This is a genomic window from Actimicrobium antarcticum, from assembly GCF_039536745.1.
GTDB classification, from domain to species: Bacteria; Pseudomonadota; Gammaproteobacteria; order Burkholderiales; family Burkholderiaceae_D; genus Actimicrobium; species Actimicrobium antarcticum.
Genome location: NZ_BAAAZE010000014.1, coordinates 180,344 through 197,540, shown reverse-complemented (window position 1 = coordinate 197,540; position 17,197 = coordinate 180,344). Strand labels below are relative to the sequence as shown.

The 17,197-nt window shown below is 60.3% G+C and carries 13 protein-coding genes; 6 read left to right on the top strand and 7 right to left on the bottom strand.

Going from position 1 to position 17,197, the window contains the following annotated elements:
* Window positions 1-128 precede the first annotated feature (128 nt).
* The 3 genes from ABD720_RS17670 to ettA form a co-directional block, all read right to left on the bottom strand.
* Window positions 129-872, bottom strand: coding sequence for an FxDxF family PEP-CTERM protein (locus ABD720_RS17670; protein WP_344765348.1), 744 nt, complete (start codon window positions 870-872; stop codon window positions 129-131).
* 245 nt (window positions 873-1,117) lie between these two features.
* Window positions 1,118-1,984 carry an ion transporter gene (locus ABD720_RS17665; RefSeq protein ID WP_344765345.1) on the bottom strand — a complete coding sequence of 289 codons (867 nt, stop codon included), beginning with the start codon at window positions 1,982-1,984 and terminating at the stop codon, window positions 1,118-1,120.
* A gap of 105 nt (window positions 1,985-2,089) precedes the next feature.
* Window positions 2,090-3,757 (bottom strand): energy-dependent translational throttle protein EttA, encoded by a 1,668-nt coding sequence (gene ettA / locus ABD720_RS17660; protein ID WP_344765344.1) that lies wholly within the window; start codon window positions 3,755-3,757, stop codon window positions 2,090-2,092.
* Between the two features lie 840 nt (window positions 3,758-4,597).
* Between ettA and ABD720_RS17655 the strand changes: the two genes are divergently transcribed.
* Window positions 4,598-5,326 carry a response regulator gene (locus ABD720_RS17655; protein WP_344765342.1) on the top strand — a complete coding sequence of 243 codons (729 nt, stop codon included), beginning with the start codon at window positions 4,598-4,600 and terminating at the stop codon, window positions 5,324-5,326.
* Window positions 5,323-6,678 carry an ATP-binding protein gene (locus tag ABD720_RS17650; RefSeq protein WP_344765340.1) on the top strand — a complete coding sequence of 452 codons (1,356 nt, stop codon included), beginning with the start codon at window positions 5,323-5,325 and terminating at the stop codon, window positions 6,676-6,678. The genes ABD720_RS17655 and ABD720_RS17650 overlap by 4 nt, the downstream gene beginning before the upstream one ends.
* An 82-nt stretch (window positions 6,679-6,760) precedes the next feature.
* Here ABD720_RS17650 and ABD720_RS17645 read toward each other — a convergent pair whose 3' ends face one another.
* Complete coding sequence (locus ABD720_RS17645) at window positions 6,761-7,852, bottom strand: GGDEF domain-containing protein (RefSeq protein WP_344765338.1); 1,092 nt, start codon at window positions 7,850-7,852, stop codon at window positions 6,761-6,763.
* A 291-nt stretch (window positions 7,853-8,143) separates the two neighbouring features.
* Between ABD720_RS17645 and ABD720_RS17640 the strand changes: the two genes are divergently transcribed.
* From ABD720_RS17640 to ABD720_RS17630, 3 genes are read left to right on the top strand one after another with little or no spacing between them, the layout of a single operon-like run.
* Window positions 8,144-9,058 carry a DUF3034 family protein gene (locus tag ABD720_RS17640; protein ID WP_344765336.1) on the top strand — a complete coding sequence of 305 codons (915 nt, stop codon included), beginning with the start codon at window positions 8,144-8,146 and terminating at the stop codon, window positions 9,056-9,058.
* A complete protein-coding gene (locus ABD720_RS17635; RefSeq protein ID WP_344765335.1) occupies window positions 9,058-9,495 on the top strand; it encodes a group I truncated hemoglobin in 438 nt (145 codons plus the stop codon). The genes ABD720_RS17640 and ABD720_RS17635 overlap by 1 nt, the downstream gene beginning before the upstream one ends.
* Window positions 9,492-9,998 carry a GNAT family N-acetyltransferase gene (locus tag ABD720_RS17630; protein WP_344765333.1) on the top strand — a complete coding sequence of 169 codons (507 nt, stop codon included), beginning with the start codon at window positions 9,492-9,494 and terminating at the stop codon, window positions 9,996-9,998. The genes ABD720_RS17635 and ABD720_RS17630 overlap by 4 nt, the downstream gene beginning before the upstream one ends.
* Here ABD720_RS17630 and ABD720_RS17625 read toward each other — a convergent pair.
* Both ABD720_RS17625 and ABD720_RS17620 read right to left on the bottom strand, forming a co-directional pair.
* Entirely contained in the window at window positions 9,991-10,470 is a 480-nt protein-coding gene (locus ABD720_RS17625; protein WP_344765332.1) for a GNAT family N-acetyltransferase, read from the bottom strand. The genes ABD720_RS17630 and ABD720_RS17625 overlap by 8 nt on opposite strands.
* The gene (locus ABD720_RS17620) at window positions 10,467-11,066 is read right to left on the bottom strand and encodes a DUF4337 domain-containing protein (RefSeq protein WP_344765329.1); all 600 of its coding nucleotides are present in this window, start codon (window positions 11,064-11,066) and stop codon (window positions 10,467-10,469) included. The genes ABD720_RS17625 and ABD720_RS17620 overlap by 4 nt, the downstream gene beginning before the upstream one ends.
* 276 nt (window positions 11,067-11,342) lie before the next feature.
* Between ABD720_RS17620 and ABD720_RS17615 the strand changes: the two genes are divergently transcribed.
* Window positions 11,343-14,489, top strand: coding sequence for a di-heme oxidoredictase family protein (locus ABD720_RS17615; RefSeq protein WP_344765327.1), 3,147 nt, complete (start codon window positions 11,343-11,345; stop codon window positions 14,487-14,489).
* 88 nt (window positions 14,490-14,577) lie between these two features.
* On the opposite strand, the gene ABD720_RS17610 is transcribed toward ABD720_RS17615, so the two are convergent.
* Window positions 14,578-16,974, bottom strand: coding sequence for a heavy metal translocating P-type ATPase (locus ABD720_RS17610; RefSeq protein WP_344765325.1), 2,397 nt, complete (start codon window positions 16,972-16,974; stop codon window positions 14,578-14,580).
* Window positions 16,975-17,197 lie beyond the last annotated feature (223 nt).

Sequence of the window (17,197 nt, the reverse complement as noted above, 5' to 3'; positions counted from 1 at the left end):
GGTGAGGCCTGCATTATGCCGCAGCGAGGCAGGTGCAGTGGCGTGGCGTTGGTGACAAGCTGGCAAAGACACCATGCCGCGCAACCCTGGGGCTGCGCGGCATGGTCAGTGGTGCAGGAAGTGCGGGATCAGGCCACCGGTTTGCGTCGTCGCGCTGCAAATCCCAGCAGCCCGAGTCCGGCCAGCATCATGGCGTAGGTTTCCGGTTCCGGCACTGCCGATACCGTCACGCCGCCCAGATAGAACTGGTCGCCGCTCAGCTTGGTCGAATTGGCACGCAGAGAGTTGTCGAACGAAAATGTGAATACCTTGCCCGTCATCGACAGGTTGCCAATGTCGTGCGACAGCTTGAGCTTGGTCGTGCCATTGAGGACGAAAGTGGAATTGGCATCAAACGTGGTGTTGTGGCCGTCGGAGCGCAGTGAAATCCCGCTGAGCGTGACCACTTTGGAGAACGTCAGTTTCAGGGTCTCGCCGAAGGTGACGTTGTCGTCGCTGGTGTCGCCCGTCTTGTGATACACGCCCAGGCCCGCACCGATGTATTTGCTCGGATTGTAGGCATCCTCGTGATCCTGCATGACGGTGGCGACCGCGCCGTTATACGTGGCCGTCGCCGTTGCCGTGATGCCATTGAGCGTGTATTTCAGGTCGCCGCCAAGGGCGGTTTTTGCATCGATATTGGAGCTGCACAAGTCGCCGCCGGTGCATCTCCAGTAACCGGTGTTCAAGACTTCATTGGGCAGGAAGCTGGCATTGCCACCGTTGTATTTCAGGTTCGAGAAGTCGAACGTGGTGGGGGAGGTGGGTCCCGCAGTGGCCGCGACGGAGAATGCGGCCAGGATGGCAGCCGCTAGCAATTGACGTGTTTTCATTTTGTTGCCCTTGGAAATGTGCTGGCGCACGGCTCGGATCACCCGTGTGGCCCGAGCGCCTGGTCAACTTGCTGGCGACCTTGCGTCCAAACCCGACCTGTCGATGTCATGGAATCAATATTTCTATTGATTGCCAAGGGTACAACTTTATTGTCTGAATGCCATTCAATGTTTGTGTATTTAACAATATTTAATACATGGATGCACATCACTGGACAGTCGCTTGTGTGTGAGTGGTTTTTTGCTCACAAGGTCGTGCCGCAATCCTTGCAAAAGCGCGCAGCCGGTTCATGCCCTTCGGTCAGGCATTCCGGGCAGGTACGCGTCGGTGCATGGGTAGAAAAGCGCCGCGCCGTCAGTTCGGAACTGATGATGCCGGTCGGTACCGCCAGGATGCCCCAGCCGAGCAGCATCATGGCCGAGGCCAGCGCCCGGCCGAGATCGGTTTTCGGGGTGATGTCGCCGAAGCCCACCGTGGTCACCGTCGAGATCGCCCAATAGACCGAGGTGGGAATACTGGTGAAGCCATTGGCCGCGCCTTCGATCACATACATCATCGTGCCCATCAGGATCACCACCATCAGCACGCAGGTCAGAAAGATCAGGATTTTGCGACGGCTGGCTGCCAGCGCCTGGCCGAGCATCTGGTATTCCTCGATGTAGGCGGCCAGCTTCAGGATGCGGAAGATGCGCAGCAAGCGCAGGATACGGATATCCAGGAAGGCATGCGCGCCGGGCAGGACCAATGCCAGATAGGTCGGCAGCACCGACACCAGGTCGATGACGCCAAAGAAGCTGCGGGCATACCGCACCGGCCGTCGCACGCAGGCGAGACGTGCGACATATTCCAGCGTGAACAGCGCCGTGAAAAACCATTCGAGCGCATCGAGCACGGCGCCATGGCGCTGGTACACCACCGCCACGCTGTCGAGCGCCACCACCAGCAGGCTGAGCACGATCGCGCCCAGCAGGATCAGATCGAAGCGCTTTCCGGCGACCGTATCGGATTCAAAAATGATGATGTAGAGACGCTGCCGCCAGCCCTGTTCGGGCATGCCGAGATCGGGTTGCAATGGCATCTGGCGTGCAGGTTTTCTGGTGGAGCGGGACATGAAAAATCGGACTTTCGGGGACGGTCAACCACACTGTCGGTAAGTCTGCGCTAGCGGCACGGGGCCGGTAGCGCAGGAGGAAGTGCAGCAGGCGTGGCAGCAGGATTACGTCGTCAACGGCTTGTAGCGTATCCGCTTCGGCTTGGCACCTTCTTCGCCGAGGCGCTTGCGCTTGTCGGCTTCGTATTCCTGGTAATTGCCGTCGAAGAAAGCCACATGCGAATTGCCTTCGAAGGCAAGGATATGCGTGGCGATCCGGTCCAGGAACCAGCGATCATGCGAGATCACCAGCACGCTGCCGGCGAACTCCAGCAACGCATCTTCCAGTGCGCGCAGAGTCTCGACGTCGAGGTCGTTGGACGGTTCATCGAGCAGCAGCACATTGCCGCCCTTGAGCAGCGTCTTGGCCAGATGCAGTCGGCCGCGTTCACCGCCGGACAGGGTGCCGACCATTTTTTGCTGGTCGCCGCCCTTGAAGTTGAAGCGTCCCAGATAGGCCCGCGACGGCATTTCGAAGCGACCCACGGTGAGGATGTCGGCGCCGCCGGTAACGTCATCGAACACGGTCTTGTTATCCGACAGCGTATCGCGTGACTGGTCGACCATCGAGATGCGCGCGGTCTGGCCGATCGCCACTTCGCCACTGTCGGGTTGCTCTAAGCCCATGATCATCTTGAACAACGTCGATTTACCAGCCCCGTTCGGGCCGATGATGCCGACGATGGCACCGGCCGGAATCCGGAAGCTCAGGTCATCGATCAGCAAGCGGTCGCCAAAGGCCTTGGTGACATTCTTGAATTCGATGACCTCATTGCCCAGGCGCTCGGCCACCGGAATGAAGATCTCGCTGGTCTCGTTGCGCTTCTGGTATTCGTGCTCGGACAATTCGTTGAAGCGCGCCAGCCGGGCCTTGCTCTTGGCTTGCCGGCCTTTCGGATTCTGGCGCACCCATTCGAGTTCCTGGTTCATGGTTTTCTGGCGCGACGATTCGGTGGCTTCTTCCTGTTTCAGGCGATTGGTTTTCTGTTCCAGCCAGGAGCTGTAATTGCCTTTCCACGGAATGCCGTGGCCGCGGTCGAGTTCCAGTATCCATTCGGCGGCATTGTCGAGGAAGTAGCGATCATGGGTGATGGCCACCACGGTACCCGGGAAGCGCTGCAGGAATTGCTCGAGCCAGTCGACCGATTCGGCATCCAGATGGTTGGTCGGCTCGTCGAGCAGCAGCATGTCGGGCTTGGACAGCAGCAACCGGCACAGTGCCACGCGGCGTTTTTCGCCACCCGACAGCACGCCGATCTTGGCATCCCACGGCGGCAGGCGCAGCGCATCGGCGGCCATCTCCAGTTGCTGTTCCGGGTTGTCGCCGGCGGAGGTCGAGATGATCGCTTCTAGCCGGCCCTGTTCGGCGGCGAGCGCATCGAAATCGGCGTCTTCGTCGGCATACGCGGCATACACCGCATCGAGTTTGGCTTTGGCTTCGAAGACTTCACCGAGGCCGCTTTCGACGGCCTGGCGCACGGTTTGTTCGGGGTCCAGCAATGGTTCCTGCGGCAGGTAGCCGATGTTCAGGCCCGGCATTGGCACGGCATCGCCGATGATGTCCTTGTCGATCCCGGCCATGATTTTCAGCAGCGTCGATTTGCCCGAACCATTCAGGCCGAGCACGCCGATCTTGGCGCCGGGGAAAAAGGACAGCGAAATATCTTTCAGGATCTGGCGCTTCGGCGGGACGATCTTGCCCACCTTGTTCATGGTGTAGACGTAGTTGGCCATGTATTGGTCTCGGTGTGATGTCGGAAGGCGTTGAGGATAACCGATGGCGGGGGCTGGCGGATAGGGCGAATGCTGGGTGGATGGTTGCGACAGCTAGCGCATTGGCGTAATCATTTTTTCAGAAAAAGATAAAAATCTCATCGAAAAAAACCAGGACTAATCAAAAAAACGTGATTTCGACGGGAATAAATGGTTGTCAACACTGACTGCAATTAATCCGGTGCAATCAATCCTTGTTGAAAGCATGATCGGGTCTGGCCGACGCGCTCCCCGCCTGGCGCTATCCGGATTTGACGCATCAGTCCGAATATCCGGGACACACCGTACAGATGATGCCGACGTTGATTTGGCGCAGAGCGTCATTGAGGCGGTACATGAGGCATTGGACCCGGGTGATGCATCTGAACCAGACAAGGATGTGCCCCGAGTTGATGGAGGAAAATCCTGACGTAGTTGAGTTGCTTACGTCGGGTTTTCCAGTCCGCTCCTTCAAGATCTTCGTTGGGCCGCAAATTTCCCCACGCAAACCACTGACTGTTGGGCTGCCAAGCCCAACATCCGTCAATCACAATCTCCTGTGTTATTGACGAATACATCTCGTCGGTGCGAAGTATCGGACGTCGGTGCATAGTTGACGCAAGTTGAGCTTGGCAGCCCAACGATTCGGCAATGTCACCGTCACTGTGTTTGCTGTCCGGCGCCCACCTTGACAGGGATGGCTTTCCAGCCCATCTGTGATCTGGCGGTTCCCGTGTAACGCAGTATGTCCGCCGCAGCCTCCGTCACCCGCCGCTACAAATTTTCCTGTTGGTGGCGACCTCCGATAGCGATAATCACGCCATGGACAATCCCACTCAGATTCTGGTCGTCGACGACGACCGCGAGATCCGCACCTTGCTGGCGGATTACCTCGATGGCAATGGCTTTCGCACCTTCACGGCGAGCAACGGTGTCGAGATGCGCAAGATGCTCGATACCGCGCGCATCGACCTGATCGTGCTCGACCTGACCCTGCCGGGCGAAGACGGCCTGACGCTGTGCCGTAACCTGCGCGCCCAATCCAGTTTGCCGGTGATCATGCTGACGGCGCGTGGCGAACCGCTGGACCGGATCCTTGGCCTGGAGATGGGGGCCGATGATTACCTGGCCAAGCCGTTCGAGCCGCGCGAACTGTTTGCGCGCATCCGCAGCGTGCTGCGCCGGACCAATGCGCTGCCGCCCAACATGGCACTCAGCGAAGCGCACAGCATGCTGTTCGATGACTGGCGACTGGACCTGATGGCGCGCCATCTGGTGATGCAGGATGGCACCGTGGTGGCCTTGTCGGGTGCCGAATTCCGCCTGCTTAAAGTGTTCCTGGAACATCCGAACCGGGTCCTCAACCGCGATCAATTGCTGGAATTGACGCGCGGTCGCGATGCCGATCCGTTCGACCGCTCGGTCGATATCCAGATCAGCCGCCTGCGTCAGAAACTGGGCGATGACGCCCGCACGCCGCGCGTCATCAAGACCGTACGGAACGAAGGCTACGTCTTGTCGGCCACGGTCACGATCGAGAGCCGGCAGTGAACAATTTGCTGGGGTCGATCGCCAACCGGGTCTTCGTGATCCTGCTGGCGGGGATACTGGTGGCGATCGGCCTCACGGCCGTGCTGGCCGAGCGCGAGCGCGCGGGTGCCATCGACGGGATGCGCCTTGGTCATACCGCCGAGCGGATCGAGCAACTGGTGCTGGCGCTGGATCACGCCGCACCCGAAGTGCGGCCGGTGATCCTGCAGACCGCCGCCAATTTTGGTGTGACAGCGGGGATGGCCGATGACCTGGAGGCGCTCGGTGGCAGTGATGGTGCGCTGGTCGACTTGCTCAGATCGCGGCTCGGCATGCATCGCCAGATCATGTTGCAACAGCAGGCTGGCTGCCAGCCGCGTCCGATGCGCCTGCCGCGTTTCGAACGCAGCAATCCCGGGGACTGCCAGGTGGTGCTGGTGGCCCTGAGCGACGGCCAGCTGTTGCGGGTGCAGCTGCGTGCGGGTGGTCCGCAGCCGGGCAGCAAGACGCGTCCGGTGATGGGCGTGCCGACGATCTATCTGGCCCTGTTTTTTGTCCTGATCGGTTTGCTGGCCTGGTTCGTGGCGCGCATGACCGCACGCCCGATCCGCCGGCTGGCTGATGCCGCCAGCGATCTCGGCAGTGACCTCGACCGGCCACCTCTGCCCGAAACCGGCCCCACCGAAATCCGCCAGGCCGCCACCGCCTTCAATGCAATGCAGGCACGCATCCGGCGTCAGGTGCAACACCGCACCCACATGCTGGCAGCCATCACGCATGACTTGCAGACGCCGCTGACGCGCTTGCGCCTGCGCCTCGAAAAGGTCGGCGATGACGAATTGCGCACCAAGCTCATCGATGACCTGGGCCAGATGCAGTCGATGGTGCGCGAGGGGCTGGAGCTGGCGCGCAGCATGGATTCGCAGGAGCCGCTGCAGCGGCTGGATCTGGATTCGCTGATCGACAGCGCCTGTGCCGACGCCAGCGATGCGGGCCAGGACGTGCAGTTGCTCGGACCGTCCGGCGTGGTGGTGATGGCGCAACCGAATGCGCTGCGCCGCTGCCTGACCAACCTGCTGGATAACGCCGTAAAGTACGGCCGCCAGGCGCGGGTGTCGGTAGTGCGGGAACAGGAACGGGTGGTGGTGCGGATTCGTGATGCCGGACCGGGGTTGCCGCCGGACCAGCTGGAATCGGTCTTCGATCCGTTCTTCCGGCTCGAAATCTCGCGCTCGCGCGATACCGGCGGAACCGGCCTGGGATTGACGATCGCCCGCAATATTGTCGAGAGCCATGGCGGGACGCTGGTGCTCAATAATCTACCGGGTGGCGGTCTCGAAGCGATGCTGCAGTTGCCGGTGCTGCAGGGGTAGTTGCAAAACGGATTGCTGCCACATGCAATCGATGGTGGCGATCAATGTCTGAGCGATCAGCTGCCGGTTTTTTTTACCTGCTTCAACGCATCTGATCGTCATTCGCGTCATCAAAAAAGAATTCCGCATCCGCATTGACAACGCCGGACTGCAGCAAGCCCTGTTCGACCAGCTCATCATAAAAACACACCTGATTGCGGCCATTCGACTTGCCGTAATACAGCGCCTGATCGGCATGCCCGAGCACGACCACGGGGGTTTCGTCAGTGATGGCGACAAAGCCGAGACTGACCGTGACGGTGCCGACCTGCGGGAAATAATGGGCTTCGATATTGGCGCGAAAGCGTTCAAACGCGTTGCGCGCATCGGTGAGCGACACCGAGCACAGCAGGACCACGAATTCTTCGCCGCCGAAACGGAACACCCGGTCCTGAGTCCGGAATGACGAGCGCAATAGATTGGCCACCAGGATCAATACCTCGTCGCCATACAGATGCCCGTATTGATCATTGACGCGCTTGAAGTGATCAATGTCGACGACAGCCAGCCATTGTCCTTCGAGATCGCCCGGATGGCGCCGTTCCAGGCTCTGCGCCTGTTCCTCGTCAGCTGCACGGTTGAAGGACACCATGCGCGAAAACTTGTCGTCGAAGGTGCGGCGGTTCAGCAGTCCCGTGAGCGAGTCGCGTTCGCTGTATTCGAGCAGATTCTGGTAATTGCGATACACGCTCAGGATGCCTTCCATCATGTTCAGCGTACTGGCGGCGAAGGGCGCTGTGCTGAAAATTTGCAGGCAGGCAGGGGCTTTGTCACCTTGCCAGAGTGGTACCCACAGGACGTGTTCGCCATCAGCGCGGGTTTCTTCGATCCGGTTAAGTCGTTGCGCAAGGCAATCGATCAGCACCGGATACCCTGACATGGGGGTGCCGCCGGCTACGGGTTGTCCGCTGTCGTCCTGCGCCATGACTTCACCGTGTCTGATCCAGGCGCGCGGCCGCAACATGTCGCCCTCCTCGCTAGGAACGATGTCCAGCACCCGCACCTGGGAAGCCTCGAGCATCTCGTGCACCGCTGAAATGATAGCGACATCCAGTAGATTGTGGTCGCGCTGACCCGTCAGCTCGATCATGTGTCGTAACAGCGAATCCATCATCGGCGACTGGACGGCACTCATCCGTTCGTGATCACTAGTGAAGTGGCGACGGCGTCATCGTTAGCGAGTTCTATCATGGGGGAGGGCGGCATCAGCAAAAAGGGCAGTGAGTATTCTATCCGAACCCTTGCGCGTATCGGCAGCGGCTTTCGATGGCGTTGATAGCGTGACTATTCGTGTCGATTTAGGAGCGATGGACGATTTTAATTGCTTGAAAGAATAATAATTCTGAAAATTCGGCATAATTACGGTGGATGAGCAGGCCTATGATGCCTGCTCCGCATCTGGCATTGATAGAAAAACGGGAACAGCATGACAAGGAATTATCTGGGTAGAGTGCCGGTGGCTGTGCTGGTAGCCAGCGTGCTGTCGGGCAGTGTGCCACCGGCGCAGGCACAGACGCTGACGATGCCCGATCAGGGCCGGTTGCTGGCGCTCGGTGGTGCCAGCCAGATCGAGGGTGCCGGTGGCGGCGGCCTGACGCCGTGGGCACTCATTACCGGCTACGGTTCACGTGACAGTTACGGCGCCAACGTGCATACCACGGGAGTGCGTACCCAGGATTACGCCATCGATTCGGCCGGCATCGCTATCGGCATCGCGGATCGCTTCGAAGTCTCGCTGGCCAGTCAGAAGCTGCAGGGTAGCAAGGCGCCTCTGGCCGATCTCGCGATTACCCAGGATATCGTCGGCCTCAAGCTGAAGCTGTCTGGCGACGCGCTGGTGGACCAGGACCGCGCAATGCCGCAAATCGCGCTGGGCATCCAGTTCAAGCGCAACAATGGCGTACATGGACTGGAGGCATTGGGTGTGACCGATGTGACCCAGCTGGGTGCGCGCAGCAATCACGGCATCGACGTCACGTTATCGGCGACCAAGGTACTGCTGGCGCAAAGCCTGTTATTGAATGCAACGGTGCGTGCGACCAAGGCGAACCAGCTCGGATTGCTTGGTTTTGGCGGCGACCTGCACGACCGTTATCAGCCGATGCTCGAAACCTCGGTGGTCTATCTGGTCAACCGCAAGCTGGTGGTCGGTGCCGAATACCGCATGAAGCCGCATAACCTGTCGGTCGATGCCGAAAAGGCCTATGCGGATGTATTCGTCGGCTACTTCCCGGTCAAGAATTTTTCGATGGTGCTGGGGTGGGTCACCTTGGGCGACCTGACGATCTTCAATCCGCGCCGCCAGAATGGCGTGTATCTATCCCTGCAAGGAGGCCTCTGATGAATTGGTTTGTATCCCGGCTGGCAACGCTGCTGCTGTTGTCGTCGCTGACCATGGGCGCGCCCGCATGGGCCGCCGATGAGCTGTTCCAGGGATTGGGCCGGCAAAGCGGAATCGATCGCCTGGTCGACACGCTGGTGCCATTGTTGCTGGCGGATGTACGACTCGGCAACAGTCTGCAGGACCCCAATATCGACATGGTTCACTTCAAACAGAAGCTGGCCGAGCAGTTTTGTGACCTCAGTGGTGGAGCCTGCAAGTACAGCGGCAAGGATATGGCGACGATTCATGACGGCCTCGATATCACGGCTGCGCAGTTTTACGCGCTGGTCGAGGATCTGCAACTGGCGATGGATCGCGAAGGGGTTACACCCGCCATGCAGAACCGCTTGCTGGCGCGGCTCGCGCCAATGTTTCGCGATGTGGTGACCCGATGACGGACGCTAGCGCCACCCCGGACATCCGCATTGCACTGGCCCGATATGACGATCCCGACGACGCGCAGGCCGTACTGGCATTGCTCGATGATTACGCCCGCGACCCGTTCGGTGGCGCCACGCCGCTTGACGATGACGTGATGCGCCATTTGATTGCGGCACTGGCTGCGCGGCCGGGCGCCTTCAGCGTGCTGGCCTTTGTCGATGGCGAGGCGGTCGGACTGGCCAACTGCTTCGAGGGATTTTCGACGTTCCGCTGCGCGCCGCTGATCAACATTCATGACATGACGGTACGCGCATCCTTTCGCGGTCGTGGCCTGGCGCAGCAGATGATGATGCGCATCGAACAGGTCGCACGCGAGCGTGGCTGTTGCAAGATCACGCTCGAAGTCTTGCAGGGCAACCGGCATGCGCAACAGGTCTATCTGAAGATGGGGTACGCCGGTTACCAGCTCGATGCCGAACATGGTGACGCGTTGATGTGGCAGAAAAAACTTAGCTGATGCTGGTCTGCACGGCATGCAGCATGTCGATGTGCCAGATGCCGTCTTCCAGATACGGCGCGGTGCAGGTCACGAAGCCGAAGCTGGCATAAAACGCCTCAAGGTAGCGTTGCGCGCCGATGCGGATACCCTGGGCGGGAAACGCCAGCAGCGTGCGCTGGACACCCTGCGCCACCAATTCCCGGCCCAGTCCGCTGCCGCGTGCCCAGGGCGCGCTGGCCACGCGCCCGATCGACGCTTCCGCAAACTTGATTCCGGGCGGCACGCAGCGCAAGTACGCTGCCAGTTGTCGCACGCCGTCGTGCACCTGCCATGCCAGCAAATGGCGTGATGGCTGGTCTGCCTGGTCGATGTCCTGGAACAGGCAGGCCTGCTCGACGACGAACACCTGCTGGCGCAATGCCAGCATTGCGTACACGTCACGGTTGCCGAGCTGGTCGAAGTCCGCCCATTGCCATTCGGTGCCGCTCATGACAGCAACCGGATCAATCCGGACGGATGCAAGCTCCAGCCCAGCAATCCGGCCAACCCCATGGCGATGCCAAATCCGGTCGGCACCAGCGCGGCGACATACAGCCACCGTTGCTGGGTCAGCGCGGTGACCGCCAGCAGCGAGATCGCAATCGCCAGCAAAGCGTCCGACAGATCGAACTGGTCGTCATGGAAATTCGCACCGTCGTATTGCTTCTGGTCGTCGTCGGCCAGGGCACGCAATTCTTCTTTTTTCTGGCGCTGGTCAATGGCGATTTTTTCATAACTGGCGATCGCCGCGTTGTAGGCGGCTTGGTCCGTCCCGGTTCGCCCGAGTGCGGCCAGCTTCAGTTGCACCAGTGTCGATTTGGCGACTTCTTCGCGGATGTTACGTGCCTGGTAAAACGCCCAGTGATCGAGTTTGTTGGCCTGGGCTTGCTGCATGGTCTGGACGATGTTGTCATCCTTGACCTTGCAGATGCCCATGAAGGTGGCGAGTACCGCCACAGTGATGGCCACCAGCATGTTCAGGCGCAAGGCGGCGCGATCGCTCCGTGCAGAGGCCGGCGGGGTGGTGTCGAGCGGATTGAGTTCCATGGCGGGTGCAGGTGCTCTGCGGGGAGTCATCGAGCGCTGGATGGTCGCATGTTTTTGTCGATGCCGGGTTGCCAGCTGAGGCGCCATCCTGCGCGCTTGCGGCCGGCATTTGATCCGGTACTGTAAAAACAGATTGCCTTGCGCAAATTGCAAAAACTTGCGATTTGTCAGATTCGTTTCCGTACAAATACCTACTATCGGTATCTTTGTAGTGCTTTAAGGTTATGAGTGGCGAACATCCACTGCATGCCAATCGGCTAATTCAAGGAGTACGCGATGCAACACCGCAAACCGCCGCGAGTAACCTGGTCATTCACACGTTACTTACCGTTCGCCATTATCCTGGGCATGGTTGGGTGTGGAGGGGGAAGTTCGACAACGGCAACGCCAGCCACCGGACAGTCTCCGGCAACCGCCAACCCTCCGGCAGCCGCCAACCCCACTGCAATTGCCAATCCGACTGCGACTGAAAGCGCCAGTAACAGTGCTACGGCAGCCCTCCCACTGACAGCGCTAGCTGCAAAAAGCGTGAAGCGCGGCATTGCATACGGTGCTCACTCGGCAGCCGACATGAAAGCACTGTCGAAAGGAATCAGTTGGTGGGCTAACTGGGCACCCGCTCCGGAAACTGCCGTGGCATCAATCTACCAAGCGCTGGACGTGAGTTTCGTGCCGATGGCCTGGGGCGGCACGCCAACCGTGGTGCAGTTAAATCAGCAGATACCGCAAGGCGCGAAATATCTGCTGGGCTTCAATGAACCCAATTTCATCTCGCAGGCGAACAAGACGCCAACTCAAGCAGCGGCGCTGTGGCCCGTGCTGGAATCCGTCGCCAGGACCAGGGACCTGCAAATCGGTTCGCCTTCAGTCAACTACAGCGGTGACCCGGTATCCGAGGGCGGCGTGACCTTCTCTGATCCGGTGGCCTATCTCGATGCCTTCCTCGCGGCATGCGCTGGCTGCAAGATCGATTTCATTCCGGTGCACTGGTATGCCTGTGATGTACCTGCTTTAAAAGCGTACGTCGATCGTTTCAGGAAGTACAACAAGCCGATCTGGATCACCGAGTTCGCCTGCGGTGACAGGCCGCACGAGCAGATTACTGTCGACGTGCAACGGGCTTACATGACTGCCGCCGTCAAGTATCTGGAAAGCGAACCTGCGGTGGCGCGTTACGCCTGGTTCTCCGGCCGAAACAATGCGGTACCAAATGCCAATTTGCTCGGTGCCGATGGCGAACTGACCGAGTTGGGTGATCTGTACGTCGAACTCGGTGGCGCTGCGGTGGCAGTGCCGCCGCAGCCGGTGAAGGCAAGCACAACACCGACGCCACCACCGGGCGTGGCAGCTGCTCCGGTCGCTGCACCGGTTCCGCAAGGCACCACTGGTCAGGGCCTGGTCACGCCGGCCTACGTACCGCTGTTTGCGGATGACACGCAGATCCGCGAACGACTTCAATACACGGAAGCGGATGGCACGCTGGTGACGATGATCGGCATGCGTCCGACCGAGCGTCATGCCCGCGAGCGCGGCGAATCGTGGTTCGAGGCAGACAAGGGACAGGGCCGTTACCTGACCTTTCCCACCTTCTATTTTCAGAACCGTACCTTCGGCCTCGAAATTCGCGACAGCATCCCCGCTGGCGGCAAAAAAATCGAAGTTCGCCTGCACGTCAACGAGGGCACTTTCGAAGGCACCACTTTCAGCATGTTCCGTAGCTTGAACGCCGATGCATTCGATTACGGCTGGAACCTGAACTACTATTTTCCGAACGCCGCCGAGGGTGGGAAGAACATTTGCCATGAAGGCAGGTCGGCCGATTGCACCATGAATTTTGATGCCAACTGGCGTACCGATCCCCATAGCCCGCTCAAGATTGGCGACCGGATCGAACTTGCACCCGCTCCGTTCCTGCCGCATGACGCCAATTTCAAGGCATTGGTCGATGGGGGAGGTCCGCGCTATTACTCGTTCGAACAGCTCTATGTCGTCGGCGTCGGTGTCCAGCCCTGGTACGGCATCGAGCCACGCCTGGATTCCGCGCCACTGCCAGAGGCAACTCTGCTGGGTGGCCAGACCACGTTGTCGTACAACTATTCCGATGAAGCAAACCGGGTGTTCCAGCAAATGGCCAACAATATTGGCATCGACAACACCAGGGAATTTGTCCGTGGCCGCCGCCTGTTCCACACCTCGTTTATCGACGGCAAGCATTCCGAACATCCCGATGACAATCCGGTATTTTCGGCACACATCGGGCAGGTCGGTCCGCGCTTCAATGGCGCGCGCTGCATCGGCTGTCACACCAGCAACGGACGCAGCGTGGCACCGGCCATCGGTGCGCCGCTGGCGACCATGTCGGTCCTGACGGCAGCCGCTGGTACCGCTGGCGCGCAGGTTGCGGACCCCAATTACGGGTTCAACGTGCAGCAATTGGCCTTGTCGTCCAGCGCCAGTGATTTCGGCGTCAGCCTGCTACGCAATGACGTCACGGTCCGTGCCCTGCCATCAGGCGAACGCATCGAACTGGTCAAGCCGGTCTATGCATTCAAGAGCACGATACCCGCGTTTTTCTCGGTCAGACAAGCGCCACAGGTAATCGGCATGGGATTGATCGAGGCGCTATCGGAATCCACCTTGCTGGCGCTGGCCGATCCGAACGACACCAACGGCGATGGCGTGCGTGGCATCCCCAGCTGGAATACCGATCCGGAAACTGGCCAGACACGATTGGGCCGCTACGGCTGGAAAGCCCAAACGGTAAGCCTGCGCCATCAGCTGGGCGATGCGTTGATCAAGGACATCGGCGTGACATCCCCGGTCTTTCCGTCGCGCAGTTGCCAGCGCGGCGCAGCGGATTGTCGTACCCCGGACGGGTCTGCCGGTGTCACGGAATCCGAGATCAGGACGCTATCGAATTACATGGCATTGATTGCGGTACCGGCACAGCGTAGCTTGCGCAGCGGCTATCCGGTCGGCGTGACGCCGCTGCCCGGCCACGACATCAATTCGCAGCAGATCGCGGCTGGCAGCAAGCTGTTCGCCGACGCCCAATGCGTGGCGTGTCACACGCCGACACTCAAGACCGGGAATACCCATCCGCTAGGCGAATTGCGCAACCAGGTGATTCATCCGTACAGCAATTTCATGCTGCATGATATGGGCCCGGACCTGGCCGACAACCTCAAACAGGGCAACGCTGCTGCGGCCATGTGGCGCACCGCGCCACTCTGGGGAATCGGATCGTTACGCTTCGTGCAAGGCGGCGCAGACAAAGCGCGCTATTTGCATGACGGTCGGGCACGAACGCTGACCGAAGCCGTACTCTGGCACGGCGGTGAAGCGAACAATAGTCGTACCCGGTTCGAAGCACTGTCGGTGACCGACCGTGCTGCGGTGATCGCGTTTCTGGAATCGCTTTAACAGCCTGCGTCCAGATCCCATGTGATCATGGGACAGGCCACGTGGTTAGCGACTTGCCTGGGACGCCGCTCTTTGTATCGCTGACCCATTAAGCCGGGTCGGGGGACGCGGATTTCTGACCCGGCGCCCGGGCCTTCAGACGTAACGCATTCGTGATCACCGACACTGAACTCAGTGCCATCGCCGCGCTGGCGATCATCGGGCTGAGCAAGAGCCCGAACCACGGATACAGCACGCCCGCCGCAATCGGTACACCCAGCAGGTTGTAGCCGAACGCAAAGACCAGGTTCTGGCGAATATTGCGCATCGTCGCGCGACTCAGCAAGCGGGCTTCGGCAATCCCGGACAGGTCGCCTTTCACCAGCACGATGCGGGCACTCTGCATCGCGACTTCGGTGCCGGTACCCATGGCGATACCGACATTGGCTTGCGCCAGCGCTGGCGCATCGTTGATGCCATCGCCTGCCATGGCGACGATACAGCCTTCGGCCTGCAAGGCCTGCACATGACGGTATTTGTCTTCGGGCATGACTTCGGCATGGACTTCGGTGATGCCGAGCTGGCTGGCGACGGCTGCGGCGGTGGCCGGATTGTCGCCGGTCAGCAAAACGATCCGCAGTCCGGCCGCCTTGAGCTGTGCAATGGCCGGACCCGCCGTGGCCTTGATCGGATCAGTCACGCTGATCAGGCCCGCCAGCTTGCCGTCGATCGCCAGCAACATCACGGTATGGGCCAGTGCTTGCAATGCATCGATACGCTCCTGCAGGACGCCGAGGTCGGCGCCTTCCTGCGCCATCAGGGCAGCATTGCCGAATGCTGCACGGCGACCAGCGACCGTGCCACGGATGCCCATGCCGGTGATGGCGCTAAAGTCCTCGACCGCGCTGACCGGGACCTTCTGCTCCTGGGCGTACTCCACGATGGCGTGCGCCAGCGGATGTTCGCTGTGAGTTTCCAGCGCGGCAGCCGCTGCCAGCACATCTTCATTGCTGAAGCCTTCGGCGGCCACTACCTCCTGTGCACGTGGCCGTCCTTCGGTCAGCGTCCCGGTCTTGTCGATGACCAGCGCGGTGACTTTTTCCATCAATTCCAGCGCCTCGGCATCCTTGATCAGAATGCCTTGCTGTGCGCCGCGACCGATGCCGACCATGATCGAGATCGGTGTTGCCAGCCCGAGCGCACACGGACACGCAATGATCAGCACGGAGACTGCCGCAATCAGCGCATGCGCCAGCGCCGGTGCCGGCCCCAGCCAGGTCCACATCACGAACGCCAGCACCGCCGCCAGCATCACGGCTGGCACGAACCAGCCGGCCACCGAGTCGGCCAGTTTCTGGATCGGAGCACGTGACCGGCTGGCCGTATTGACCATGCTGATGATTTGCGCGAGCAGGGTATCGGCACCGACTTTTTGCGCCGTGAACACGAATGATCCGGTCTGGTTGACCGTACCCGCGACGACCTTGCTGCCGGTGGTTTTTTCGACCGGGACGGGCTCGCCGCTGATCATCGATTCATCGACGTTGGAGCGGCCTTCCAGAACTTCGCCATCGACCGGAATGCGGGCGCCAGGCTTGACTCGCAGGTGGTCGCCGGGAACCACCAGGTCCAGCGCGACTTCCTCTTCAGTACCATCGGCACGCAGTCGCACAGCGGTATTCGGCGCCAGCGCCAGCAACGCCTTGATGGCGCTATTGGTGCGCGCGCGGGCGCGCAGTTCCAGCACCTGTCCGACCAGTACCAGGGTCGTGATGCCGGCTGCCGCTTCGAAGTACAACGGCGCCATGCCATCCATCAGGAAGGCCGCCGGCAGCACGCCCGGAAACAGCAGCGCCACGACGCTGAACAGAAACGCTGCACCGGTCCCGAGGCCGATCAGACTGAACATGTTCAGGTTCCACGAGGCGAACGATGCCGCGGCCCGCTGGAAAAACGGCCATCCGGCCCACAGCACCACCGGCGTCGCCAGCATGGCCTGCAACCAGTTGAACCACGTCATGCCCAGCATCTGGTGCAACGATGTGGGCATCAGCTCGTCGCCCATCGTCAGCGCCATCAGCGGTACCGTCAGAGCGACGCTGATCCACAAGCGTCGGGTCATGTCGTCGAGTTCGGTCGTGTCCTCGTCGGCACTGGCTTCCAGCGGCTCCAGTGCCATGCCGCACAGCGGGCAAGTGCCTGGTCCGACCTGCTCGATCTGCGGATGCATCGGGCAGGTAAAGAGGGTCCCGGCCGGCATGGCCACAACTGCCTGTGGTGTCAGGTAATGCTGCGGATCGGCACGAAATTTTGTCACGCACTTCTGACTGCAAAAATGATAATCGGTGCCGTCATGGCGTACCGTTTTTTCAGGGTTGGCCGCAACGTGCATCCCGCATACCGGGTCGGTGTAGGGTTTGTCGGCCGGTGGCGCCGGTGTGGTGGGTGTCGTGGGTGTCGTTACAGCGTGATGACTGCAGCAAGTACTGGCAGATTGTTGATTCATGAAATTTTTCCGAATGACTGCGGTGAGGCGCGAGTGTCGTTGGCAATCAAGCGCGAATGACAGATGGGCTTGAGGCTAACAGTGCGTCGTTCTGAACTCAGTGTATAACATGGTCTCGGTGATCGATTTGACACGACGACGGTGGCTGGGTTGATCGTTGCGGTCGCGAAGCAGGTAACATCCTCTCCGGCTTGGTGCCGAGGGTCACGTGAAGCCACTTCCG